Annotated in this window: 23 protein-coding genes and 2 pseudogenes; 11 read left to right on the top strand and 14 right to left on the bottom strand. The window is 70.6% G+C overall.

Features of this window, described 5'->3' with window-relative positions; translation table 11 throughout:
* Positions 1-117 precede the first annotated feature (117 nt).
* Positions 118-705, top strand: coding sequence for a flavodoxin family protein (locus QP089_RS07290; protein WP_285910575.1), 588 nt, complete (start codon positions 118-120; stop codon positions 703-705).
* 51 nt (positions 706-756) lie between these two features.
* Positions 757-1,746, top strand: coding sequence for an aldo/keto reductase (locus QP089_RS07285; RefSeq protein WP_285910574.1), 990 nt, complete (start codon positions 757-759; stop codon positions 1,744-1,746).
* A 209-nt stretch (positions 1,747-1,955) separates the two neighbouring features.
* Here the strand turns inward: QP089_RS07285 and QP089_RS07280 are convergent.
* Positions 1,956-2,114, bottom strand: a pseudogene (locus QP089_RS07280) (DUF4158 domain-containing protein); the annotation flags it as partial.
* Between the two features lie 711 nt (positions 2,115-2,825).
* Between QP089_RS07280 and QP089_RS07275 the strand changes: the two are divergent.
* Entirely contained in the window at positions 2,826-5,108 is a 2,283-nt protein-coding gene (locus QP089_RS07275; protein ID WP_285910573.1) for a M20/M25/M40 family metallo-hydrolase, read from the top strand.
* A gap of 289 nt (positions 5,109-5,397) precedes the next feature.
* Positions 5,398-5,811, top strand: coding sequence for an SgcJ/EcaC family oxidoreductase (locus QP089_RS07270; RefSeq protein WP_285910572.1), 414 nt, complete (start codon positions 5,398-5,400; stop codon positions 5,809-5,811).
* Positions 5,812-6,041: 230 nt separating this feature from the next.
* Here QP089_RS07270 and QP089_RS07265 read toward each other — a convergent pair whose 3' ends face one another.
* From QP089_RS07265 to QP089_RS07235, 7 genes are all read right to left on the bottom strand, one after another.
* A complete protein-coding gene (locus QP089_RS07265) occupies positions 6,042-7,223 on the bottom strand; it encodes an oxygenase MpaB family protein (RefSeq protein WP_285910571.1) in 1,182 nt (393 codons plus the stop codon).
* Entirely contained in the window at positions 7,216-8,205 is a 990-nt protein-coding gene (locus tag QP089_RS07260; protein WP_285910570.1) for a polyprenyl synthetase family protein, read from the bottom strand. Before QP089_RS07260 ends, QP089_RS07265 begins: the two co-directional genes overlap by 8 nt.
* Complete coding sequence (locus tag QP089_RS07255; protein WP_285910569.1) at positions 8,198-8,452, bottom strand: hypothetical protein; 255 nt, start codon at positions 8,450-8,452, stop codon at positions 8,198-8,200. Before QP089_RS07255 ends, QP089_RS07260 begins: the two co-directional genes overlap by 8 nt.
* A 363-nt stretch (positions 8,453-8,815) precedes the next feature.
* Positions 8,816-9,427 carry a GTP-binding protein gene (locus QP089_RS07250; protein ID WP_285910568.1) on the bottom strand — a complete coding sequence of 204 codons (612 nt, stop codon included), beginning with the start codon at positions 9,425-9,427 and terminating at the stop codon, positions 8,816-8,818.
* A complete protein-coding gene (locus QP089_RS07245; RefSeq protein WP_285910567.1) occupies positions 9,408-9,782 on the bottom strand; it encodes a DUF742 domain-containing protein in 375 nt (124 codons plus the stop codon). The genes QP089_RS07250 and QP089_RS07245 overlap by 20 nt, the downstream gene beginning before the upstream one ends.
* A gap of 6 nt (positions 9,783-9,788) precedes the next feature.
* The gene (locus QP089_RS07240; RefSeq protein ID WP_285910566.1) at positions 9,789-10,238 is read right to left on the bottom strand and encodes a roadblock/LC7 domain-containing protein; all 450 of its coding nucleotides are present in this window, start codon (positions 10,236-10,238) and stop codon (positions 9,789-9,791) included.
* Positions 10,235-12,520 (bottom strand): nitrate- and nitrite sensing domain-containing protein, encoded by a 2,286-nt coding sequence (locus QP089_RS07235; protein WP_285910565.1) that lies wholly within the window; start codon positions 12,518-12,520, stop codon positions 10,235-10,237. The genes QP089_RS07240 and QP089_RS07235 overlap by 4 nt, the downstream gene beginning before the upstream one ends.
* 959 nt (positions 12,521-13,479) lie before the next feature.
* Here QP089_RS07235 and QP089_RS07230 point away from each other — a divergent pair.
* Both QP089_RS07230 and QP089_RS48725 read left to right on the top strand, forming a co-directional pair.
* A complete protein-coding gene (locus QP089_RS07230) occupies positions 13,480-14,067 on the top strand; it encodes a PucR-like N-terminal domain-containing protein (protein WP_285910564.1) in 588 nt (195 codons plus the stop codon).
* 155 nt (positions 14,068-14,222) lie between these two features.
* Positions 14,223-14,549 carry a PucR family transcriptional regulator gene (locus QP089_RS48725; protein ID WP_353070560.1) on the top strand — a complete coding sequence of 109 codons (327 nt, stop codon included), beginning with the start codon at positions 14,223-14,225 and terminating at the stop codon, positions 14,547-14,549.
* Between the two features lie 269 nt (positions 14,550-14,818).
* Here QP089_RS48725 and QP089_RS07225 read toward each other — a convergent pair whose 3' ends face one another.
* The 5 genes and pseudogenes from QP089_RS07225 to QP089_RS07205 form a co-directional block, all read right to left on the bottom strand.
* Positions 14,819-15,232 (bottom strand): VOC family protein, encoded by a 414-nt coding sequence (locus QP089_RS07225; RefSeq protein ID WP_285910563.1) that lies wholly within the window; start codon positions 15,230-15,232, stop codon positions 14,819-14,821.
* Between the two features lie 5 nt (positions 15,233-15,237).
* Positions 15,238-15,834, bottom strand: coding sequence for a dihydrofolate reductase family protein (locus QP089_RS07220; protein WP_285910561.1), 597 nt, complete (start codon positions 15,832-15,834; stop codon positions 15,238-15,240).
* Positions 15,835-16,083: 249 nt separating this feature from the next.
* Positions 16,084-16,290 (bottom strand): hypothetical protein, encoded by a 207-nt coding sequence (locus tag QP089_RS07215; protein ID WP_285910559.1) that lies wholly within the window; start codon positions 16,288-16,290, stop codon positions 16,084-16,086.
* 418 nt (positions 16,291-16,708) lie between these two features.
* A complete protein-coding gene (locus QP089_RS07210) occupies positions 16,709-17,308 on the bottom strand; it encodes a LysR substrate-binding domain-containing protein (protein WP_285910558.1) in 600 nt (199 codons plus the stop codon).
* A 190-nt stretch (positions 17,309-17,498) separates the two neighbouring features.
* Positions 17,499-17,624: pseudogene (locus QP089_RS07205) on the bottom strand (LysR family transcriptional regulator); the annotation flags it as partial.
* Positions 17,625-17,743: 119 nt separating this feature from the next.
* On the opposite strand from QP089_RS07205, the gene dmpI reads away from it, so the two are divergent.
* The 4 genes from dmpI to QP089_RS07185 all read left to right on the top strand — a co-directional run bounded on the left by dmpI (position 17,744) and on the right by QP089_RS07185 (position 20,864).
* On the top strand, positions 17,744-17,926 hold the full coding sequence (gene dmpI / locus QP089_RS07200) for a 4-oxalocrotonate tautomerase DmpI (RefSeq protein ID WP_285910557.1): 183 nt from the start codon (positions 17,744-17,746) through the stop codon (positions 17,924-17,926).
* A gap of 238 nt (positions 17,927-18,164) precedes the next feature.
* Positions 18,165-19,622: an MFS transporter gene (locus QP089_RS07195; RefSeq protein ID WP_285910556.1), complete on the top strand. Its 1,458-nt coding sequence runs from the start codon at positions 18,165-18,167 to the stop codon at positions 19,620-19,622.
* A 5-nt stretch (positions 19,623-19,627) separates the two neighbouring features.
* A complete protein-coding gene (locus QP089_RS07190) occupies positions 19,628-20,014 on the top strand; it encodes a cupin domain-containing protein (RefSeq protein WP_285910555.1) in 387 nt (128 codons plus the stop codon).
* Position 20,015: 1 nt separating this feature from the next.
* Positions 20,016-20,864, top strand: coding sequence for an NAD-dependent epimerase/dehydratase family protein (locus QP089_RS07185; protein ID WP_285910554.1), 849 nt, complete (start codon positions 20,016-20,018; stop codon positions 20,862-20,864).
* A gap of 384 nt (positions 20,865-21,248) precedes the next feature.
* Here the strand turns inward: QP089_RS07185 and QP089_RS07180 are convergent, their stop codons facing one another.
* Positions 21,249-21,824, bottom strand: a complete 576-nt coding sequence (locus QP089_RS07180) for a TetR/AcrR family transcriptional regulator (RefSeq protein WP_285910553.1) — start codon at positions 21,822-21,824, stop codon at positions 21,249-21,251.
* Between the two features lie 89 nt (positions 21,825-21,913).
* Here QP089_RS07180 and QP089_RS07175 point away from each other — a divergent pair, with 89 nt between their 5' ends.
* Positions 21,914-23,350: an MFS transporter gene (locus QP089_RS07175; protein WP_285910552.1), complete on the top strand. Its 1,437-nt coding sequence runs from the start codon at positions 21,914-21,916 to the stop codon at positions 23,348-23,350.
* The last annotated feature ends 17 nt before the right edge of the window (positions 23,351-23,367 follow it).

Genomic DNA, 23,367 nt, shown 5'->3' with positions numbered 1-23,367 from the left:
GCAGGGGCCGTCGGTTCCCCACTCGTGGAGCAGCGCGGCCGACCGCCGCAGCGGGCAGCTCATCGTCTGCCGGCACACCACCGAACACGCCGCCATCGCGGCAGGATAGGAACACCCGTGCCCGATATCTCGATCGTCATCGCGTCGCATTCCGGCTACGGCCACACCGCGCAGATCGCCACTGCCGTCGCCGACGGCGCGCGCTCCATCGCCGGGACGCACGTCCACCGCGTGGACGTCGCCTCCCTCAGCGACGCCGATTGGGACCTGATGGACGCCGCGGACGCCATCATCTTCGGTACTCCCACCTACATGGGCACCGCGTCGGGGGCGTTCCACGCCTTCGCCGAGGCCACCAGCAAGCGGTGGATGACCCGCGCCTGGAGCGACAAGCTCGCGGCGGGATTCACCAACTCCGGCTCCATGAGCGGCGACAAACTGCACACCCTGCAGTACCTGGCGCTCCTGGCGGCCCAGCACGGAATGCTCTGGGTGAGCCTGAACCTCCTGCCGGGCTGGAACACCACCACATCCGGCCCCCAGGACGACAACCGCCTCGGCTTCTACCTCGGCGCCGGCGCACAGAGCTTCAACGACACCCCCACCGTCCACGATGCAGACCTGAACACCGCCCGCCACCTCGGCCGGCGTGTCGCCGAGCACACCCGTATCCACCGCGCCGGACTGACCGCCGCAGCGCACTGACACAACGGTCCGCCAGAAATCGCCTTCCAGTTTCTTTCCGAGGAGTGAGTCATGCAGCACCGGACACTCGGAAGCCAGGGCCTTGAGGTCTCGGCGATCGGCTACGGCGCGATGGGCCTGACGATGGCCTACGGATCCACCGACGCGGAGGCCGGCCTCGCCGCCCTCCGCCGCGCGCACGACCTGGGCGTCACCTTCTTCGACACCGCCGAGATGTACGGCCGGGGCACCGGAGCCAACGAGATCCTGGTCGGCAAGGCGGTCAGGGACTTCCGCGACGACGTGGTCCTGGCCACCAAGTTCGGCGTCGACATGTCCGTGCCTCCAGAGCGGATCGGCGGCGCACTCGACAGCCGGCCCGACAACATCCGCAAGGTCGCCGACAACAGCCTGCGCTACCTCGGCGTGGACCACATCGACGTCTTCTATCAGCACCGCGTCGACCCCGAGGTGCCCATCGAGGAGGTCGCGTGCACCGTCAAGGAACTGATCGACGCGGGCAAGGTGAAGCACTTCGGCCTCAGCGAGGCCGGACCCGAGACGATCCGCAAGGCGCATGCCATGCAGCCGGTCTCCGTCCTGCAGACCGAGTACTCCCTGTTCGAACGGGACGTCGAGCAGCTCTTCCCCACCCTGGACGAACTCGGCATCGGCTTCGTCGCCTACTCTCCCCTCGGCCGCGGGTTCATCACCGGCACCGCCAAGCCCGCCGACCAGTACGAAGCCACCGACATACGCAACGTCGACCCGCGCTGGCAGCCGGGCAACTTCGAGAAGAACATCGAAGCCGTCGACCGGCTCGCCGAGCTCGCGGCGGCCAAGGGCGCCACCGTCTCCCAGCTGGCCCTGGCCTGGCTCCTGACCCGGGGCGAGCACGTCGTGCCGATCCCCGGCACCCGCAGCCCGAAGCGCGTCCAGGAAAACGCCGGTGCCGCCGACCTGACCCTCACCGACACCGACCTCAAGGCCATTGACGAGATCCTGCCTCAGGGCGGCTTCGGCGCCCGCTACACCGAGGGGCACGTGCCCACCTGGATCTGAAACCCACCCCGGGACGGATGCACTCGGACACCGACGGCGGCACACGGGCCCGGTAGGCCCGGATCACCGGAGCCTTGGAATGCCGGCCACGAAAAGAGTGCCCGAAGCCGTTGGAGCCGGCTTCGGGCGCTCTCATCGACGGCGCCGAACACGCCGAGGTCACCCAGCTCCCCGACGAGCGCCGACTCTGACCACCCAGCCCCTGCGAAGGCGAAGCCCAGTTGGTGGTGCTGCGTACGCCGCAGCGCAATGAGGTCGCGGTCCGCGTCGTCCAGGAAGAAGAAGCGCTCCAACTCCGGGCGTCTCGGCTCCTCGACGAACTTCCCGTACGCCTCGGCCTGTTCGTCAGTCAGGAATTCCACCGGCATACGTCGGAGGCGACCACCCACCACGACAGACCGTGGAGCTTTGGCCGGAGGCCCCCACTGGACAGATCAGCAATCCGCTATGACGTCCGCATCAGGCCCCAGAACCGAGGGGGCTTACGCTGCCCCCGTTTGAACCGGTCTGGGCTTGCGGACGGGCTTTGGCGCCGCTCACCTGCCTCGCAACCCGCCGCTTTCCGACCCGGGCCGCCACCGGCCGCGCCTGCTTGTCGTCCACATGGACCCCTACGACCCGGACCGCTACACGATCCGTACCATCAGGCTGTTCCCACTGCGGCGGTGAAGACGGCGGCCGCCGCGGCGTCGCGCTCGGCCCGCGCGTCATCGTCCGGCACGGCCCGACGAGCAGGAGCGGCCCCGCGCCCTGGCCGCACCGGGTGAGCCGCACCGTGACCCGTGCACTACCCGGGCCGGGTGACGCTCCCCGCGCGGATGGTCGGTCGGCTCGGCGACGGCCGCCCGGACGTGCAGCCGCCACGGTCGGCCATCGGTGCCGCAACCGAGCAGGCGGTGCGTTCACAGTCGTCCGCCGATCCGAACGGCCCATCGATTCGCAAGCGAGGGGCGGACATCGCCGGCGGTTTGGTCCGCACATTGAAAGGGTCAACATGAACGGGGGTGCGGGAAACCGCAGTTTGACGGGGTTGCGCACCCCATTCCGGGCCTGCGCGGGCGGGCTTAGCGTCGGGTTGCGTGACGGAGAGATTGCTCGACGCATCACGCCGTGTGCTCGCCGGCGTTCTCGGATTGCTGGCCCTCGGCGTGGCCATGTTCGCCGCGACGATGGCGGACGGCCCACCGCGCCCGCTGCCCGTGGACGCTCGGGCGGACGAGTTCAGTGCCGCGAGGGCTCTCGGCCATCTCGGCCGGTTCGCCACCGAGCCGCGGCCGATCGGCAGTGCGGCGAGCGCGAGGACACGCGACTACCTCGTCGAGCGCCTGCGCGCCGAAGGGTTCGGCGTGCAGGTGCAGCGTGCGATCGGGGCCTCCTCGGGGGCGGGGCTGGCGACGTTCGGGCGGGTGGAGAACGTGGTCGCCACGCTCCCGGGCAGCGACCCCACCGGGACGATCATGCTGGCCGCGCACTACGACTCCGCGGCGATGGGGCCCGGCGCGTCCGACGACGGTGCGGCCGTGGCCGCGATCCTGGAGACGGCCCGCGCGCTGCGGGAGCGCGGCCCGCTGCGCAACGACCTGGTCCTGCTGCTGTCCGACGGGGAGGAGGACGGCGTGCTCGGCGCCGAGGCGTTCGTCCGGGAGCATCCGCTCGGCCGGGCCAGGGGCGTGCTCCTCAACTTCGAGGCGCGTGGGGCGGGCGGCCCCATGTTGATGTTCGAGACGACCCGGAACAATGCGCGGCTGGTCAGCGTGTTCGCGGACGCGGCGCCGAGGCCGCACGGTGACTCCTCGATGGTCGAGCTCTACCGGATGCTGCCGAACAACACCGACTTCACCCCGCTGTCCGAGGCCGGGTTCCGCGGCATGAACTTCGCCTGGATCCAGCGCGGTTCCCACTACCACACGGCCACGGACTCGATCGGCAACCTAGATCGGGGCAGCCTCCAGCACCAGGGCGCCACCATGCTCGCCCTCACCCGCACGCTCGGGAACACCGATCTGGCCGATCTGGAGGGTCGGGGCGACGCGACCTATTTCCGGCTGCCCGGGGTGATGGTGACCTCCCCGGGGGCGCTGGTGCCGGTGCTGACCGTCGTGTCGGTCCTGGCGTTCGGCGGGCTGGTCGCGGCGGTGCGGAAACGGCGGCTCGCGAGCCTGCCGCGCGTGCTGATCGCCGCGGTGTCCGCGGTGCTGCCGCTGCTGCTGGCGGCCGTACTGGCGCAGGTGCTGTGGAGCGTCCTGGCGGGCGTGCGGCCCGACTACGACACTATGGGCGGCCTGCTGCACCGGCCGGTGCCCTACCGGGCGGCCGTCGCCGCGCTGGCCGTGCTCGCGCTGTCGCTGTGGTACGTCCCGCTGCGCCGCAGGGTCGGCCCGGCTGCGCTCGCGGTCGGCGCGCTCGCCTGGCCGACGGGTTTGGGCGTCCTGCTCACGTGGGTGGCGCCGGGCGCCGCGTTCCTGTGCACGCTGCCCGCTCTGGCGTGCGCGCTGGGCGGTCTCGGTGCCGTCCTGCTGCCGCGCGGGCGGTTTGCGGCGCTGATGCTCGGGCTCGTTGTCCCTGGGTTGCTGCTGCCGGCGTGGGCGCAGGCGGCCTTCGACGGCATGGGGCTCGCGCTGGCGGGCGTGCCCGCACTGGCGCTGGCACTGTTCGGGCTGACGCTGCTTCCCCTCGCCGAGTTCGTTCTCCCCGAGCGGCGGGCCGCGCTCGCCGTGCCGGCGGCCCTCGCGCTCGCCGTCGCGCTGGCCGTGACCGGGCTGACCGCGGAGAGGTACGACCAGACGCGCCCCCGCCGCACCCACCTGGCCTACGTGAAGAACGCCGACAGCGGCACCGCGCACTGGGTGAGCGGCGACGCCGATCCCGGTTCCTGGACCCGGCGGTACGTGTCCGGCCACGACCAGGGCGGGCTTCCGCCCGGATACGCGCGCAACCTGCGGTGGACGGGTCCGGCTCAGCCGATGCGGGCGGCCGAGCCCAGGGTCCAGATCGTCTCCCGTGACGGCGACCTCGTCCGGCTGCGGGTGAGGACCGGACGCGGCGCCCGCTCGGTGACGCTGCGCTTCGACCATCCGATCACCGAGGCGTCGGCGGCCGTACCGGGCTCCAGGTCCGCACGCGTGGCGGTCGACGGGACACGACCCAAAACCTGGCCGGGCGAGGTCCGCTTCCGCGGCCTCCCCGCCGGCGGCGCCTCGATCACCGTGCGCGTACCGGGCGGCCGGCGGCTCACCGCGATCGCGGAGACGACCGGTCTCACGACCGTGCCCGGCTTCGTGCCGCCGCCGCGCGATCTGGTGCCCTCCACGCGTGAGGACGGCGACCTGACCGCCGTGACCCGCACCTACAACCTGCGGTAAGCCGACCGCCCGCGCGCTCTCAAACCAAGCAACCCGGACGGCACCGTCGCCGACGGCCCCACGCGCTGACAACTACTCCACGTCGCTCGCTGACGACTAATTCGACGCTCAACAGGAACCGGTCGGCCAGCCGTCCACGACCGAGCAGCGCGCCTGGCTTTCTTCGCGGCCTTCGGCCTGCCCGCCGAAATCTCCTGACGACGGTGCGATGAGTTCGGCCCGCACCGCCGGTATGTATCGGCGAGCTCTCCGGAACACCCCGGGCGAGCCGATCACAAGGGAGAACCCGATGCCGAACACCCGTGCCCAGGACGAGGCCGCGATCCAGGCCGTGCTGGCCGCCTCCTACAAAGCGTGGGAGGCCGGCGACGCCGACGGCATGGTCGCCGACTACACCACGGACGCGACCGCCATCATGACCGGCTCGCTCCGCGACGGCCGCGAGATGGTCCGCCAGAACATGGCCCAGGCCTTCGCTGGCCCCCTCAAGGGCAGTTCCACCCAGAACAAGCAGCTCAGCATCCGCTTCATCGGTCAGGACGCCGCGATCCTCGTCAGCGAATCCGCCGTCCTCTTCCCCGGCGAAACCGAGATCACCGACGATCACCGCAAGGTGAACGCCACCTGGGTCTTCGAGAAGCGCGACGGCCAGTGGCTGATCGCCGCCTACCACAACAGCCCGGTCCTGACTCCCGAGCACTAGTCGGGGCGCGAGCGGCAACCGGCCGGCCAGCGGCGGTACCAGCGGGTGGGAACTCGCGCTATCGCCGTCGGCCACTCCGATGCGCCCGGCGGCCTGGCGCTTGCGGCGGCAAGCGGTGACCGGGCGGCCACGGGACATAGCGATCAACTCATACACCACTCCGCTGGACGCGACCGGCGAGAGACGCTCCTCGTCCTCAGCTGACCTGCGAATACCTCACTCTTCGATGGTCATGGGGCGGCGATGGGCGGTGGCGGGACCCATCGGGTGGTGACGGGGACGCCGTGGTGCGGTTTCAGTTCCTCGGGAATGGCGTAGTGCATGACTCGGCCGCGCGTGAGGGACGTCAGTTCCAGGTGGGTGACCAGGCGTCCGAGCCGGTCGGAGACCTGGGCGGCCCATGGGCCGCGGTCCTCGAAGCGTTCGATGACGCCGAGCAGCCCAGGCGCGATCTTGATGACGCCGTCCCAGCGGGATCGGGGGACCTGCAGCCAGCCGGCTGCGGTGTCGCCGATCAGGAACCGGATCAGGGCCGGCACCACGGGGTCGAGCAGGGTGCCGGGGACGACGTCCGCGTACAGGTCGATGAGCTGCCGGGTCAGGTGCGCGCCTTCGGCGGAGGGGCCCATGTGGCGCAGCATGTAGCGGTCGGAGAACTCGCGGGCGGCGTGTAGGTCGGGCGGGATGACGGCCGGGTCGCAGCCCAGGATCGTGCCGACGACGCGCCAGGCGTAGTAGTAGGCCTCGGCGCCTTGCTGGGTCATGTGGATCCCGAGGCGGTGCAGGGCGTCCAGGACCTGGATGCTGAACATCATCAGTCCGCCGAGCATGTCCTCCTGGCAGATCGGCACGGGTTCGGGCCAGCGGCCGGCTTCGCGCAGGTGGCGGCGGATGGAGGCGTGCAGCAGCCGTACCTTCTGCGCGGACGGCAGGAACCGTCCGCCGGCCTCGAAGGCGTCCGGTTGCATGAGGTAGACGGTGAACTGCCCGGTCTCGGCCATGCGGCGCGAGGGGTAGTCCAGCGAGTGCGTCACCGCCAGCAGCCTGGCCACGTGCGGGACCATGTAGCAGGCGGGCATGGACGCGAACGACAGCGCGGTGGAGATGTGCACGTCGTTGTCGATGAAGAACTGCCGGGCCTCCTCCATCACCGTCCAGTCGACCCAGTCGGGCGCGGGGGCAGTGGCGTTCAGGTAGTCGCGGGCGGCATCGGGCAGCCCGTCGGGAAGCGGCTGCCCGGAGGTGGTGAACCAGCGCATCAACGTGTTGAACCGCGCAACGTGGCCGCCGGTGAACAGCGCTTCCACGGTCGTGTCGGCCAGTTCGTCGCCCTGGAGCCGCAAGGCGTCCATGAAGGCGTCGTCATAGGGGCCGGTGCCCGGCAGGCCGGGCGAGGCCGGGGCGTCAGGCATCTGCGGTCACCTCATCGATCAGAAGGGTCAGGGCGCGGGTGGTCTCGGGCGCGAGCCGGACGCCGGCCAGCGCCGTCCGCGCGGCTCCGGCGCGTTCGCCGATCATCTGCCGTACCTGGTCGGCGGCACCGGACCGGCGCATGATCTGCCTGATCCGGTCGGCCTCGGGGACGCCGACCGCGCCGCGCAGCAGCCCGCGCAACTCCTCGCGGTCGGCTTGGCCGGCGTGTTCGAGGGCGAGGGCCAGCAGCGCGGTCGGCTTGCGGCCGGCCAGGTCGTCGAGGTCGGACTTGCCGGTGGCCGCCGGATCGCCGAACACGCCCCACAGGTCGTCGCGGAGCTGGAACGCCTCGCCGAGCGGACGGGTGTAGCCCGCCAGCGCCTCCAGCATCACGGGGGCGGCGCCTCCGAGCACCGCGCCGATCCGCAGCGGCCATTCCACGGTGTAGGAGCCGGTCTTGAACCGGACGATCCGCAGCGATTGCCCGACGTCGGCGGGGGCTCCGGTGCTCAGCAGCTCCAGGCATTCACCGGCGATCAGCTCGCGGCCCATCGCCGTCCACAGGGACACCGCCCGCGCGACGAACGTGCGCGGCAGCCCGGAGGCGTGGAACAGCTGCCCGGCCCAGCCCAGCAGCAGGTCGCCGACCATGATCGCCAGCCCGTCGCCCAGCCGTTCGTGGGCCGTGGGGCGGCCCCGCCGCATCGGGCTGCGGTCGATGACGTCGTCGTGGACGATCGCCGCCGCGTGCACCAGCTCCAGTGCCGCGGCGGCCCGCACCATCGACTCGGTGTCCGGCTGCCCGGCCGCCCGCCATCCCCAGTAGCAGAACGCGGGACGGATCCGCTTGCCGCCCGCCACCGATACGCGCGCCTGCTCGGCGACCGGCGCCAGGACGGCGTCCAGCGCCACCAGTTCGGCGATCTCATCGTCCAGGAACTCCTCCAGCGCCCGGTCCACCCGGGCCCGGAGATCACTCACCGGCATCGCTCACGCGCCGCGCCCCGCGCTCGCCCACCCGCCGGGCCAGCACCTCCATATGGGACTCGGACACCGGCGCCGTCCGGCCCCACGCCAGTTCACCGCGCGCCCGCAGCTCCCGGCGGACCTCGCCCCATCCGGGCAGCCGCCGCAGGACGCTCCGCGCGCCGCCCAGCACCACGTCGGCGACCCCGGCCGCCAGATACACCACCTCGTCATGCGATTTGACGGTCTCATCACGACTCATCGGTACTCACCGTTCCGTAGGCGACACCGACAGTAGTAACACGAGGTCTTGGACGACGCCCCCGAAACGCTCGATCAGCAAGGGACGACTATCTGTCCGTTACGACCTCTCAGTCTCGATGGCGCCCGCGCGAGTCTGTGGCGTGGTGTGCCGGCGTCACTTCGCCGGTCGCGAGGACCTCGGCGAGGGCGGCGGCGACTGCCTCCGGTGCCTCGATACGGTCCCTCGGCATCGCGGTCTCGCGCATACCGTCGTCATCTCGGCACTGCCACGTCTTGGCCGTCGTCGTCGGTGAGCACGATGGCTTTTGTGCTGGCGAGGTGGAACGTCGCGTCCTTGTGGCCGCCCTTGTTGAGCACGTCTTCAGATGCGGTCTGCGGTTCTGGTTCTGGGGGCGTCCTGCTCGTAGGGGCGCATGGCGTGCTCGACGAGTGCGACGAGCACCTGCTTGGCCGATGCGCGGAAGCGGGCGTCGCAAAGGAGGACCGGGACCTGCGGATCGACGTCGAGGGCCGCGCGGACCTCCTCCGCCGTGTAGGCGTGGCCCCCGTCGAAGCAGTTGACCGCGACGACGAAAGGGGCGCCGCGCTGCTCGAAGAAGTCGATCGCGCCGAAGCTCGCGCTGATCCGCCGGGTGTCGACCAGGACCACCGCCCCCAGAGCGCCCCTGGACAGCTCCTGCCACATGAACCAGAAGCGCTCCTGGCCCGGAGTTCCGAACAGGTAGAGGGCGACGCCGTCGCTGAGGGTGATCCGGCCGAAGTCCATCGCCAGCGTGGTCGTCTCCTTGCCCTCGACGCCCCGGACGTCGTCGACGCCGACGCTGACCTCGGTCATGTACGCCTCGGTCCGCAGCGGGCGGATCTCGCTGACGGAGCCCACGAGGGTCGTCTTGCCGGCGCCGAAACCGCCCGCCACCAGGATCTTGATGGCGACGCGGGGGCCCTCCCGCGGCTCAGAGGGCTCGTAGCTCATCGCGAATCCTCCGCAGCATGTCCAGGTCCGGCCGTTGCGCCGGCGCGTCGCGCGCGACGGTGAGCAGGCCGAGCTCGATCAGGTCTCCCGCCAGCACCGCGACGACGCCGAGCGGGAGTTCGAGCTCGGAGGCCAGGTCCGCGACGGTGTACGAGCGGCCGGACAAGGCCAGCAGCCTCTCGTGCTCGTGCGTCAGCAGGCCCGGTTCCGGGGCCGGGCGGCCCGTCCCCGCCAGGATCGTGACGAGGTCGAGGCGCTGGCCGCGCGGCCGCGTCCGGCCGCGCGTGATGGCGTACGGCCGCACCAACGGCCCCGCGTCCGCGTCGACCCAGCGTTCAGGACGCGTGGAGGCCATCGCGGATCACCCCGCGCCGGAGGACGGCAGGTCGGCCCGCGGCCGTGCCGCGAGATGCTGGCTGACCCGCTTCACCAGCATTGTCATCTCGTAGGCGACCAGTCCCGCGTTGGCGCCCGCCTCGCTCAGCAAGGCCAGGCAGCTGCCCGATCCGGCGGGGACGACGAAGAACAGCCCCGCCTCCAGCTCGATGACCGCCTGCCTCACCTCACCCGCGTCCAGGTGGGGCTGGGCGCCGTTCGCGACGCTGTACAGGCCGGCGGCGAGCGCGGCCAGGTACTCCGCCTCGTCCCGTGACAGATCGCGGCAGGCGCCCATCACCAGCCCGTCGCGGGACAGGACCAGTGCCTTGCGGATCTGGCCGACCCGTTCGATGAGGTCGTCGAGCATCCAGCCGAGCGCGCCCGCGTCCGCGAACACCGGTGACGGCCCTTCCCATGCAGCGTGTCCGTTCATATGTCCTCCCCGTTGTCTTCCCGCCCGCGACTCCAGCCGCCCTGCAACGAGCTCCACAGTTCGCGCGACGCATCGGCGGAATGGCCCAGCCCGCCGCCGTTCGTGCCCGTGTCGTTCGCGCCCGTGTCGTTCGGGCCCTCCTGCTGCCCCGGCGCCGGGACGCTCTCGGCACCGGTCCTGACATCGCGCAGCTGCGGGGCGAGGTTGGCCATCTTCCGCCGGCGTGTCAGGGGCGGACGCGGGCCCGCGGGATCCGCCGGCGTGTCGTGCTCCGCCGACGGGACGGCGGGGCCGCCGTTGGGGTACAGGGGCTCGGCCCGGGCGACCGTCGCCGTCCCGTACGGCGAGGCCGGTTCGTCCTGCCAGGGGATCACCGGCTGCACACGCTCGGCGGCCGGCACCGGGCGGGGACGCTCGGCCGGCGATTGGAGGGCGCCCACCACGAGGCTCCTGGGCAGCACCACGATCGCGGCCGTCCCGCTGTAGCCGGACTCCTGCAGGCGCACCTTGATGCCGTGCCGGGCGGCGAGGCGGGAGACGACGAAGAGCCCGAGCCGGTCGGTGTCGGCGAGGTCGAACTCCGGCGGCCTCGCCAGCAGCTCGTTCAGCCGCGCACGCTCGGGCTCGTTCATGCCGATGCCCCGGTCGATGATCTCGATCGCGAACCCGTTGCCGACGGTCTCGCCGCGCACGAGCACCTCGGTGTTGGGCGGGGAGAAGGCCGTGGCGTTCTCGATCAGCTCGGCGAGCATGTGCACGACGTCGGCGACCACGGCGCCGGTCAGCGCGGTCGGCTCCGCCGTGCGCACCTCGACCCGCTCATAGTCCTCCACCTCGGCGATGGCGGCGCGCACCACGTCCTCCATCCGGGCGGGCTTGCTCCACTCGCGGCCGGGGGGCGCGCCGGAGAGGATGACCAGGCCTTCCGCATGGCGCCGCATCCTCGTGGTGAGGTGGTCGAGCCGGAACAGGTCCTGGAGCGCCTCGGGGTCGGTGACCCGGCGTTCCATGCCGTCGAGCATGCGCAGCTGGCGGTGCAGCAGCGACTGGCTCCGCCAGGCCAGGTTGAGGAACACGCGGCTGACGCCCTGGCGCAGCTTCGACTCTCCGACGGCGCTCTGCACGGCCACGCGCTGGGCCTGCGTGAAGGCGTCGGCGACCCGTCCGATCTCGGTCGTCCGGGCCGTGCTGATCGGCGGCGGCTCCGCGTTCAGGTCGACCGGTTCACCGCGGCGCAGCAGGCCGACCAGGCGGGGCAATCGCTCCTCCGCCAGCATCCGCGCGGCCCTCTGCAGGTCGCGCAGCTCGCGGACCAGCCTGCGGCCGAACAGGGCCGACAGCAGGACGGAGGCGATCACGGCCAGCAGGCCGATGCCGCCCGCGACCACGAGCTTGACCATGATCCGGTTGCCGATCGACTTGGCCTGCCCGGTCAGGATGGCGCCCGAGCGGATGACCGCCTGCCCGAGAGTCTGCAGCAGCCGGGGGGCGAGCTGGCCCAGGGCGCCCGCGGTCTGGGCGGCCGGCCGGCCGCGCGCCTCCAACAGGGACGTCTCCAGCTGCCGGAAGCGCACGTAGTCCTGCGAATCGGCCACCTGCTGCACAGGGGCGCGCATCTTGCCGGTGAGCTCGGCGAGTCCGGTGTCGAAGTACTGGCGTCCGGCTCCGACCCACTGCCCGAGCGCCGACCGCTCCGGCACGCTCAGCTGCCCGCCTCCGAGCGCGGCGGCGCCGGCCAGCGTGCTCTCCCGCTGCATGAACTCCACCGCCCAGCTCAGGCTGTTCAGCGCGCGCGCGGACTGGTAGACGCCGAGGTCGTTGACGAGCGACAGGCTGCTGAACAGCTCGTTGGCCCGGCCGACCATCGAGCCGTACCGGTCGATGATGTCCAGGCGGGTGAGTGAGTGGCGGTCGACGCCGCCGCGCAGCGTCCCGAGGCGTCCGAGCTGGTCGACCAGCTCGCCTATCCGCTGCTTGACGAGCTTGTCGGACGGGCCGCTCAGCTTCGCCTTCAGCGCGGTGCGGCGGAACGCGGCCAGCGCCCGGTCGGTCTTGGCGCGCTGGGCCGCGAGAGCGCCGCCGTCGCGGCGGGCCGACGCGACGTACATGACCGAGTTGCCGCGTTCGAGCTGCAGCTGGATGGACAGCGTACTGGCCGGGATTCCGATCTTGTCGTAGGCCCGCGAGACGGCGTTCTTGGTGAGGGCCGGCCCGAGGGTCAGACTTGCGGCGAAGCCCCACAGCGCCACGAGGGAGACCAGCGGCACCAGGAGCAGAAGCACCAACTGTGTCCGGATCGTACGCCGCCGAGGAGCCCTGCGGTGCGCGGGTTGAGGGCCTGGGGACGGCTCGATGCCCGGGCCGGCGACGGGGGTCATCGGCGGCACCCCCGCAATGGCGGCGCGGGCCTGCGTCCATGCCGTTCTCCGAGCATTCCCAAGCCTCTCGCCGCGGCCCCATGTCCTCAAAAGGTGATCCTGTGACGCGCATCACCTCACGTCGCATTGCACCACCATGCGCCCGTGAACACAAGGAATCAGAGATTGAATCCCGCAGTGAACTGCGAAAAGGGGTTTGTCAGGGCCCTGTGCCTCCTGGGCGAACCCGCGCATTTGCACGCTCGAGTCCTCAAAGGAGACTGTGACGACGTGAGTGCGTACCGTAGTCGCCCATTCGGTAACCTTCGAATCGGACGCGCCTTCGCCCGCCGATGGAGTTCTCAAGCAACCGGCAGAACTGTCGCCGATTGCACAGCAGTGTCCACCAGGTCACTCGTGGCGTCGCGCACTGAATGGGCGGCTCATTCGTTCGCCGCGGCCGTCATCGGCATGTTCCAGAATTCGGCCTCGCGGTCGCTGCCGCGCAGGAGTCCGTCACCGCGTCCTCCTCGACGATCCGGGCGCCCTCGACGAGGGCGACACGGTCAGCGCAGTCGATGGTCTGTTTCCGGGTGCGCCACTATCCACTCGGCATCGGTGAAGCCACCACGCCCCATCACCTCAGAGTGACCCAACCAACGCTCACCGTCAGCGGATCGAATAGACCGGTCCCAGGCACAATTGCGCGGTCGCCAAGACGTGATTACCGTGACCGTCGTCACGTTGGGGCGCGGTCGGCTTTGACTGAGGGGCAGACATGGCGCAGACGGCGAATTCTGGGGCGGCCGCATCATTCGCGGCGCTGCCTGACGAACTGACCGATCTGCTTCGCCGTCAGGTCGAAGCACTCACCCACGAAATCGTTGCCGAGATTCAGCGGTGCCTCCCGGAATTCGATCCCCTGGTCGAGGCGGACCGCGCCTCCGCACACCGCCGTTTCCCGCGGGCTGCACCAGTTCATCGACGGCATCGCCGACCCGGCCCGCGCCACCGAACACAACGCCTCGCTGTATCGGGCGCTCGGCCGGTCAGAGTACATCGCAGGACGCAGCCTGGACTCTCTGCAAAGCGCGTTCAGAGTCGGCGCCCGGGTCAGCTGGCGGTTCTACTCCCGGCTCGGCAAGCACGCCCACCTGTCACCCGACACCATGTATCTGCTCGCCCAGACGGTATTCGCCTTCGTCGAAGAGGCCGGCGCCCACGCGGTCAACGGATACGCGGCGCTGAGCGCCGAACCGGCCGGCGACATCCAGCGCAAACGCCAGCGACTGCTGGAACTCCTCGTCGCCGGTCCCTCCCTTGCATCATCCACCCGGATCGCCGAGCTCGCCGAACAAGCTCGCTGGCCATTGCCTCCCACGCTGGCCTGTGTGGCGCTCGGCGAGCCCTGGACCCCTGGCCGCGCGCCCTCAAGGACGCCCAGGCCAGCGTCGGACCCACCGTCGCGTTGAGGCAAGCGTCCCTGTCCCTGCGCCTTGCCCGCCACGGACTCGACCTCGCCCGCCGCGGCACCATCCCCGACTACCCGGTCTTTTGCGGCCAACATCTGACGACATTGTTGCTGCTGCAGGACGAATCACTCACCCAGCTACTGGTCGAACGCTGCATGGCCCCCTTCGCTCACTTCACCCCGCCCACCAGGGAAAGGCTGACCCAGACCCTTTACGCCTGGCTGCGATCCCAGGGCCGCATCGTCGACGCATCCCGGCTGCTGCACTTGCACCCGCAGACCGTCCGATACCGCAGCCGGAGATCGATTCCCACCTTCCGGTCGAGCCCCTGGTGCAGCCCAAACGTTGTGGTGGGCTCCTCGGCCGGCCGCGAGGGCGTAGCAACATGCAGCCCGAATCGCCGTGCGATCTCGCCAGCGCGCAGCGTGAGCGGCAATCACTGTCCCGAAGGTTGGATGGGACGGTTATCAACCGAGGCATGATCGGTCGTGTTCACAACGAAAAGGTCACTGGTTCGAACCCAGGATCGCGCACCCCGTTTCAGCAGGTCGACAAGGGGGCTCGGAGATCACTCCGGGACCTTTTTCGATCTTCAGACCCGTCCGGGAGCCAACCGGGAAGCCACCGCCCCCAGACCTAAGCGCTTTGTCCCTGAGCAGGTTCAGCCCGTCAGACACGGCGAGTAATCGTTAAGACCTGTGGATGGGATGCCGCCTCGCGTTGTGCCGCGGTCGCGCCGAGGGCGACCGCCTCAGGCGAAGTCTGCTGCGGTGATGCCGTGGGAATGTCCCGGCGGCCACTCCACCAACTCGATCCGGTACCCATCCGGGTCCGTCAGCCACGACGTCTTCGGGCCGTGCGGGCCGCCCGGGTACTGGACGGGTTCGGGCCCCAGGCCGGCTTCGGTCAGCGTCTCCAGGGTGGTGGCGAGGGTTTCCACCTGGATCGCGAGGTGGTCGAAACCGCTGCCCACGTCGACCGGTCCGTCACCGGGGCGGTGGACCAGTTCGAGCGAGGCCGCCGGTTCGTCAGGGAACTTGAGGATCACGAGGCGAGCCCTGTCGCCGGTCTCGACCCTGCCCAGTTCGGTGTAGCCCAAGGCGGTGTAGAAACCGACCGAGCGGTCCAGGTCGGTGACGCGGTAGGAGACGAAGAGCGTCTTCACGCGGTTCAACCTTCTTCGTTGGTTCGGTGCACCCGGTAGCGGAGGTGCGTGACGTCTCGGTCCTCGAGCCGTCGGATGAGGTCGAGTTCGATGTGGTCACTGCCCAGGTGGTCGAACAGCCGTCGGCCGTCCCCGAGGAGGACCGGAACCAGGTGGATCTCCATCTCGTCGAGCTGCCCGGCTCGTAGAAGTGCTTGGGCCGCCCCCGCCCCGTGGACCATGACCGGCCGGTCCCCTGCGGCTGCACGAGCCTGACGGGCGCAGTCCTTGGCATCGGTGACGAAACGTGCGTGGCCGGGTGGCACGTCCCCGTCCTCCACTTGGTGGGTGAGGACGAAGATCGGCACGCCGTCGTGGTGGTCGCCCTGCCAGCGCCCGGCGAGTTCGAAGGTCCGACGGCCGGAGATCAGCGCGCCGGTTGCCAGCGCTTCGCGGTAGACCTGGCCGCTCGGACCGTCGGACTCCCGGTCGTCGAGCCAGTTGAAGAGCCGTCCACCGTCGCGTCCGAGCTCTTGCCCTGGCCGGTCGTCCGGGCCGGCGATATAGCCGTCGAGCGACATCGACATGTACAGCCGAATCGGATTGTTCATCCTGGCCACCATCTTTCCTCCATGACACCGGGGCCGGCGTCTCCTGATCCGCCGACGGGGCGGAAAGGTCGCAAGGAAGACTTAAGGCAACCGGCAAACTCATCGACCCGATGCGCCGACCCTGCTGCCGGGCTGAGGGGGGCAGTGGTCAAGACCTGCGGGTCAGTTGCGGTCGTTCAGGCCGCGTGACTCGCGGAGCGTTCGACGCGGCGGGCCGCCGGCTGCTCACCCCGCCACGGACACAGGCGCCGCTACCTCGCCTCAGTCAGTCCGCCAGTAGCCTTCACGCTCGTCTTCTCCATCGGCGGGCAGGTCCAGCAGCTTCCTGATCCTCGCCTGCCGTTCGGAGTCGGTCTCCTCTGGCCTGATCGAGGCCCGGTAGCTCTGCCAGCGCACGATGGCGACACTTCCGACAACCATCAACCAGCAGACGACGAGAAACCCACCCAGCCACAACAGCCCGGTCATCGCATCTCCTCGGCAGCGGTAGACCCAATGCAGCTATGCCCGTCGAAGGTGTGTCCAGGGAGGCTCCGATTCCGCCTTGGCGTTGGGCTTGAATGCTGGTGAGCTCGCGTAATCGTCCAGCGCGTATTCGTCCGTGGCGTGGACTTCTCGGTCACCGGTGTGGTTGCCGGGGGCCTAGCGTTCCGGGTTCCTCCGGCCTCGGCGGCGATGCGGGCGGCGCTCTGGTCATGGAAGCCGAGCGAGCGTGCGACGACTGGTGCAGGGGCTTGGAGCACGAGCTGGCGGAGAGCGGCGGGCCGGGCTTTGCCTGTCAGGTAACCGTGTTCGCGGAGCTGATCGCATAGTCCGGTGGCGTTGAGGGGCTGGCCAGCGCGTCGTCCGGGGAAGAGCCATCGCGCGGCCAGGTTGGTGGCGGTGTTCATGTTCCTGCGGTTGGCGGGGGTTCACGCCGGGCGCTCGGTGTTCGGACGATGGTCTCGATGAAGGAGCGGGCTCGGGCGTTGTGGCCGGTGGTGGACCAGATGAGTCCGTATTGGATGGGTGGCGCGTCGCTGAAGGGAACGAAGGCCACTCCGGGGCGGCCGTGGTAGCGCTCGGCGCGGGCCGCGGCCGGGGCCGCTCCGTGGCCGCCGGCGACGAGGGTCAGGGTTTCCTGCCAGTAGGTGGCAGCCGGGGCGCGCGGGATTTCCCTGCCCGAGGGGGTGTGGGAGGGGTAGTGGTGGTCCAGCCAGTGGTCGGGGGCGTTGGCGATGGGCACGAGGGGGATCGCGGCCAGGTCTTCCAGTGACACGGTCTCGCGGCGGGCGTAGGGGTGGTTCGCCGGGACGATCAGGGCCCGGGGTTCGGAGATGATAACTGGGCCGGCGGCGAGGTCCGGCTCGTCGACGGGGAACTCGGTGAGTTGGAGGTCGACGTCGCCGGCCCGGAGCGGGCCGTAGGGGTCGTTGAGCTGAATCTCGCGGAAGTGGACCTCGCAGCCGGGGTGGGCAGCGCGGAAGGCGTCCCCGGCGCGGACCACCAGGTCGCCGCACCAAGGGGGTGGAGTAGCCGACGCGTAGGGTGCCGGTGATGCCGCGACCGGCTTCGACCGCTGTGGAGACGGCCTCGAGGACCTGGTCGTAGGCGGGTTTCAGATCGTTGTAAAACGCGCGGCCCGCCGGGGTGAGCGCCACCCGGCGGCTGGTGCGCTCGAACAGCGGGACGCCGATCTGGCGCTCCAGTTTCTTGACGATCTGGCTGACGCGGCCCTGCGCCAGTGCCAGGCGTTCGGAGGTCTTCCTGAAATGCAGTTCCTCGGCGAGCGTCAGGAAGGTCTCGATCTCGTGGCGCTCCATCCGCCCGCCCCCCATCGGTGAGTCCGGTTCACCGATCGTGCCACAGACCACGCTTGATGCGGATATCCCGGTCAACGAGTCTGGACAGGTCCGAAAAGCGCAGCCAGAAGGAGCGGCTCATGCCCGCCGTCACCGTTCAGCAGGGTCCCCGCAGCGTCGAGCTGAAGCGGGAACTGATCGGCAAGATCACCGACGCGTTCGTCGAGACGTACGGGATCCCGGCCGAGACGGTCATGGTCTTCATCGAGGAGACCCCCGCCGACAGCTTCGGCATCGCCGGGAAGCTCGCGATCGACAAGTGAGGCCGGACCAGGGTCGCCGGCACCGGCCCGCCCTGACCCGCTCGTAAGACCCTTTTCGCGGCCGCTGGGCGCCCTGCGGTCCCTCCGCTCCACGCGCCGATGCGTAGCCGGCCCCTGCTCTCCGGGCCCGCTCAGCCGCCGCTCTCCCTCACCCGCCGACAGGCCCGTCCGACCCGGCCCCCCAGGGCCTCGGGTCCATGACGCCTGCCCTCCAACCAGAACGATCGGACGTTCGACCATGACCGCACTCACCGAAGTGCCACCCTCATCGGCCGGCGCGCCCACGGCGCAGCCCGGGGCCGCCGCCGAGGCCAGACCGCGGATGACCCGGCGGCAGCAGCTCATCCTGGTGGTGCTGCTTGGCTCGCAGTTCATGATGTCGGTGGACTTCTCGATCCTCAACGTCGCGCTGCCCACCATCGGTGAGGGCCTGGGCTTCAGCCTGGGCAACCTGCAGTGGATCGGGACCGCGATGATGCTGCCCGCGGCCGGCCTCACGCTGCTGTTCGGCCGGATCGCCGACCTGGCCGGACGGCGGCGCCTGTTCCTGGCCGGAATGGTCCTGCTGGGAGCCGGGTCACTGGCCGGCGGCCTGGCGGCCTCACCGTCGGTGCTGCTGGCGGCTCGCGTCGTGCAGGGGCTGGCGACGGCCCTGGCGACGCCGGCGGCGCTGGCGCTGCTCACCACGTCCTTCCCTGAGGGGCCGCTGCGGGACCGGGCGCTGGGGCTCAACGGCACCCTGCTGTCCACCGGGTTCACTCTGGGCGCGGTGTTCGGCGGAGCGCTCACCTCGCTGCTGAGCTGGCGCTGGGCGTTCTTCATCAATGTGCCGGTGGCCGTCGTCATGGTGCTCGCCGTGCCCCGGGTGATCGCTGAGAGCCGGGGCGAGCGCACCCGGCTGGACCTGCCCGGCGCCGCCACGGTCACCGGCGGGCTGTTCGCGCTGGTGTTCGGGGTCAGTTCGGCCGGCCGGTACGGCTGGACGGCCCCGGGAACCATGGCGGCGCTGGCCGCCGCCGTGGCGCTGCTGTTCGCGTTCTGGCGGATCGAGCTGCGCGCGGCCGCTCCGCTGGTCCCGATGCGGGTGCTGACCCTGAGCACCGTCAGCTGGGGCAACGTCGGCGGGCTGATCACCTTCACGATGGAGAGCTCGGTCATCTTCCTGGCCACCCTCTACCTGCAGGACGTGCTGGGCTACTCGCCGATCGCCACCGGCTTCGCCTTCGCCGCCATGGGCGTCGCCGCCTTCGCCGGCGGCCTGGCGGCACCACGCGTGATCGGCAGGCTCGGCAGCCGCACCGCGCTGTGGCTCGGCCTGCTCGTCCAGGGCCTGGCCACCGTGCCGCTGCTCGCGATGGGTGCCCACACAAGCGGACTGGTGCTCTTCCTCGCGGCCAGTTCGGTCGGCGCCTTCGGCCATATCGGCGCCGTCGTCTCCTACATGGTGACCGCCACCTCCGGCCTGCCCGACTCCGAGCAAGGCCTGGCCAGCGGACTGGCCTCGATGACCCAGCAGGTCGGCATCACCGTGGGGATCCCGGTCATCAGCGCGATCGCCACCGCCCGGATCGGCTCGGCGCACGACACCCTGACCGGCATCCGCACCGGCCTGCTCGTGGACGCCTGCGTCGTACTGCTCGGTGCCGCCCTCGTCTTCCTCTTCCTGAACCGCACGGCCCGAACCTCTCACAGGTAGGAACCATGAGCTCCACGACTCTGACGACCCTGCTGCATCAGGTGCCGCCGTTCATCCCCGACGGCGCCGAGGTGATGACGGCGACGCTCGAACTGCCGCCCGGCGACCCGGGCACCCCGCCCCACCGCCACTCCGGCCCGGTCTTCGGTTATCTCCTCGAAGGCGAACTGCTCTTCGAACTGGAGGGAGAACCGCCCCGGGTGATCCGCGCCGGCGAGGCGTTCTGGGAACCGGGCGGCGACGTCATCCACTATCAAGCCGCCAACAATCTCCCGGACGCCTGGACCCGCCTGCTCGTCGTGATGATCGGCGCGCCGGGACTGCCCATGCTCGCCCTGGTCGACGACGAACTCGACGCCCGCCGCGACCGCCGCGCACGAACGGAGGCCTGACATGCACGTCTTCCTTGCCGGTGCGACCGGCGTCATCGGCCGCGCCCTGGTCCCGCTCCTGCTGCAGGCGGGCCACCAGGTCACCGGCACCTCCCGTACCACCCGAGGCGCAGCCCGTCTCGGCGCCGCCGGCGCCACCGGCATCGCCCTCGACGTCTTCGACCGAGAGGCCGTCACCGACGCGCTGCTCACCACGGCACCCGACGCCCTCATCCACCAACTCACCGCGCTCGGCGACGGCAGCCCGGCCGACAACGCCCGCATCCGCCGCGACGGCACCCGCAACCTGGTCGACGCCGCCCGCAAGGCCGGCGTCGGCCGCATCGTCGCCCAATCGATCGCCTGGGCCTACGAGGCCGGCGACCTGCCCGCCGACGAATCCGTCCCGCTCGACCTGTCCGCGCCCCCACCACGCGCCACCACCATCGGCGGAATCCACGCACTGGAGACCGCGGCCGCCGAGATCAGCGACCACGTCATCCTGCGCTACGGCACCCTGTACGGGCCTGACACCTGGTACGCCCCCCAGGGCCTCATCGCTGCACGACTGCGAGCCGGTGAACTGCTCGCCAATGACGCCGTGACCTCTTTCGTCCACGTCCAGGACGCAGCCCAAGCCGCCCTGCTCGCCCTGACCTGGCCCAACGGCCCCATCAACATCGTCGACCACGAACCCGCCCCCGCCCGCGCCTGGCTCCCCGCACTGGCCACCGCCCTTGACGAACCGGCGCCCGCTCCTGGCCACGGCCGCGCCGGATGGGAACGCGGCGCCCGCAACCACAAAGCGACCGCCCTGGGATGGCAACCCCGTCACCCCTCCTGGCGAACCGGTTTTCACCAGCAGAAGTAAGGAACGTCGTGCTTGTCACGACCGCCTGTCATGACTGTTCCGCGGCGGTCTTGATCGTGTCGAGCCAGCGGGTCAGCTCGGCGTGCAGCTTGGCGCTGTTGTAGGAGGGTGAAACGCGTGTCCACCGTGACGGCGCCGCCGCTGGTGATGCGCACTTCGTGGATGGCCGGGTCGAATGTAGGCCAGCCGGTGGGGTCGGCGAGCAGGCCCCATACGCGTCCCATACGCGCTCGGCCACCCACGCGCATCGGCGCGGAATGCCACGCCAAGGAACGCGCTCCGGGCCGCTTTCCGCGACTTCTCGCAGTGATGCTCGTCAGGCCCCGGTCTCCTAGCCTCACCCGGTGGGATGACCGGTGACCGCACTGCGGGCCAAGAGGGAGATCAGGGCTGCGCCAGCAGCCGGTCGACGAGCCCGGTGATGTAGTCCGGGGTGAGCGGGCCCGCGCCGAACAGGACGCGGATGTACATCGGGGCCATGATGTGGTCGAGGACGTCCAGCACGTCGGGTGGATGCTCGCCGCGTTCGCCGGCGCGGTCGAGCATGGCCTGCACGAACTTGGTGCGTTCGGCGAGGAAGTCGTCGCGCGCCCGCAGGCCTTGTTCGCCCCGGTTGGACAGGGCGACGGTCAGGCGCAGTACCGCCAGGCCGTCGGGTCCGGTGATCTCGCGTGCCACCTGGGCCGCGTAGGCGTGCAGGTCACCGGCCAGGCTCCCGGTGTCGGGCATCGGCGACTGCGCGTTCAGGCGCGTGAGCGTCACGTCGGTGAGCAGGGCCTCCAGGGTGCCCCACCGGCGGTAGATGCTGGTGTCGGCCACGCCCGCGCGGGCCGCGACGTCACCGACCGTGAATTCGCCGTAGCCGCGCTCGGCGACCAGGTCGGTGACGGCCTGGTGCACCGCCGCCCGGACCCGGGCGCTGCGTCCGCCGGGCCGCCGGACCGGTTCTCGCTCTCCCATGTCCCCACCTTAGCGCAGTTGGCAGTTGCGTTTAGGTGGCCGATCGGCTAACTTCCCTAAAGCAGTAACGAACTGCATTAGGAGGAACGATGAAGCCTGCACCGCCGGTGGCCCAGCCGAACCGGGCGGCGTTGCTCACGGTGACCTGCCTGGGGCAGTTCATGGTGCTGCTCGACAACACGATCGTCGGGGCGGCGCTGCCCGACATGCAGGAGCGGCTGCACACCCAGCTGACCGGGCTGCAATGGATCGTCGACGCCTACGTGCTGCTGGTCGCCATGCTGCTGCTGTCCGGCGGCGTCTTCGCCGACCGCTTCGGCCGCAAGCGGATCTTCCTGGCCGGCGTCGTGGTGTTCACCGCCGCGTCCGTGCTGTGCGCCGTCGCGCCCTCGATCGGCTGGCTGATCGCCGGACGGGTGGCGCAGGGCATCGGGGCCGCGGCGCTCAGCCCCGCTTCGCTGGCGCTGCTGGTCAGCGCGTATCCCGCTCCGCAGGAACGCGTGAAGGCGATCGGCCTGTGGGCCGGGCTCAGCGGGATCGGCCTGGCCGCCGGACCGCTGGCCGGCGGCGTGCTGACCGAGGCCTTCGGCTGGCCCGCCATCTTCCTGGTCAACGTGCCCGTCGGCGCGGTCCTGCTGGTCGCCGGCCTGCGCACGCTGGGCGAGTCCCGCAACCCGAGCGCCCCGGCGATCGACGTCCCGGGAACGGTCCTGTCCGTCCTGGGCGTGGGGACGCTCACCTACGGGCTGATCGAGGGCGGCTCCCGTGGCTGGACCTCACCGGTGATCCTGGGCAGCTTCGCCGCCGGAGCCGTGATCCTCGCCGCCTTCGTGGTCGTCGAAGGACGGGTCCCGGCGCCGATGCTGCCGTTGCGGCTGTTCCGGCAACGGCTGTTCACGGTGTCCAACACCGCGATGGTCGTGGTGGGCTTCGCGCTGATGGGGTCGTCGTTCTTCTTCTCCCAGTTCTTCGTCTACGTCCAGGGCAGCTCGATCGTGCGCGCCGGGGTGCAGACCCTGCCCGCCACGCTCGCGATGGTCGTCGTCAGCCCGTTCGCGGGCCGGCTCGCCGCCCGGTACGGCTTCCGGATCATGGTCACCATCGGCCTGACGCTGGCCGGGCTGGGACTGCTGGCCCTGGGCTTCGTGCACGCCGACACCGGCTACACCAACGTGTGGTGGCGGCTGGCCGTCGTCGGTATCGGTTTCGCCCTGACCATGTCCCCGCTGACCGGCGCCGCCATCCAGTCGGTCGCCCCGCAGGAGGGCGGCCTGGCCTCGGGCGTCAGCAGCACCACCCGGCAGATCGGCGCGGTCCTCGGCGTGGCGGTGCTCGGAGCCGTCGTCCGCACCCGGCAGTCCGGTGGCGCCTCCTTCGAGCAGGGGCTCAACAGCGCCTTCGTCGTGGCCGGCATCGTCACCCTGGCCACCGCCGTGTTCACCGGCCTGTGGCTGATCAAGAGCACTGAACCGGCACGGCCGGCGAGCCCCGCCCCGCGGGTTCATGAGAACACCACGAGTCGGTGACGCAGATCTGACGTTCC

Source organism: Actinomadura opuntiae, from assembly GCF_030283205.1.
GTDB lineage: Bacteria > Actinomycetota > Actinomycetes > Streptosporangiales > Streptosporangiaceae > Spirillospora.
Note: the sequence above shows the minus strand (reverse complement) of the source record. Positions and strands in the feature narration are given on the sequence as shown.

Coding starts and splice junctions, on each gene's coding strand:
- QP089_RS07195 (WP_285910556.1), top strand. CDS start 18,165: ATGACCGCACTCACCGAAGTGCCACCCTCATCGGCCGGCGCGCCCACG.
- QP089_RS07285 (WP_285910574.1), top strand. CDS start 757: ATGCAGCACCGGACACTCGGAAGCCAGGGCCTTGAGGTCTCGGCGATC.
- QP089_RS07175 (WP_285910552.1), top strand. CDS start 21,914: ATGAAGCCTGCACCGCCGGTGGCCCAGCCGAACCGGGCGGCGTTGCTC.
- QP089_RS48725 (WP_353070560.1), top strand. CDS start 14,223: ATGGCCCCCTTCGCTCACTTCACCCCGCCCACCAGGGAAAGGCTGACC.
- QP089_RS07185 (WP_285910554.1), top strand. CDS start 20,016: ATGCACGTCTTCCTTGCCGGTGCGACCGGCGTCATCGGCCGCGCCCTG.
- QP089_RS07265 (WP_285910571.1), bottom strand. CDS start 7,223: ATGCCTGACGCCCCGGCCTCGCCCGGCCTGCCGGGCACCGGCCCCTAT.
- QP089_RS07190 (WP_285910555.1), top strand. CDS start 19,628: ATGAGCTCCACGACTCTGACGACCCTGCTGCATCAGGTGCCGCCGTTC.
- QP089_RS07255 (WP_285910569.1), bottom strand. CDS start 8,452: ATGAGTCGTGATGAGACCGTCAAATCGCATGACGAGGTGGTGTATCTG.
- QP089_RS07215 (WP_285910559.1), bottom strand. CDS start 16,290: ATGACCGGGCTGTTGTGGCTGGGTGGGTTTCTCGTCGTCTGCTGGTTG.
- QP089_RS07220 (WP_285910561.1), bottom strand. CDS start 15,834: ATGGTGGCCAGGATGAACAATCCGATTCGGCTGTACATGTCGATGTCG.
- QP089_RS07180 (WP_285910553.1), bottom strand. CDS start 21,824: ATGGGAGAGCGAGAACCGGTCCGGCGGCCCGGCGGACGCAGCGCCCGG.
- QP089_RS07245 (WP_285910567.1), bottom strand. CDS start 9,782: ATGGCCTCCACGCGTCCTGAACGCTGGGTCGACGCGGACGCGGGGCCG.
- dmpI (WP_285910557.1), top strand. CDS start 17,744: ATGCCCGCCGTCACCGTTCAGCAGGGTCCCCGCAGCGTCGAGCTGAAG.
- QP089_RS07240 (WP_285910566.1), bottom strand. CDS start 10,238: ATGAACGGACACGCTGCATGGGAAGGGCCGTCACCGGTGTTCGCGGAC.
- QP089_RS07250 (WP_285910568.1), bottom strand. CDS start 9,427: ATGAGCTACGAGCCCTCTGAGCCGCGGGAGGGCCCCCGCGTCGCCATC.
- QP089_RS07270 (WP_285910572.1), top strand. CDS start 5,398: ATGCCGAACACCCGTGCCCAGGACGAGGCCGCGATCCAGGCCGTGCTG.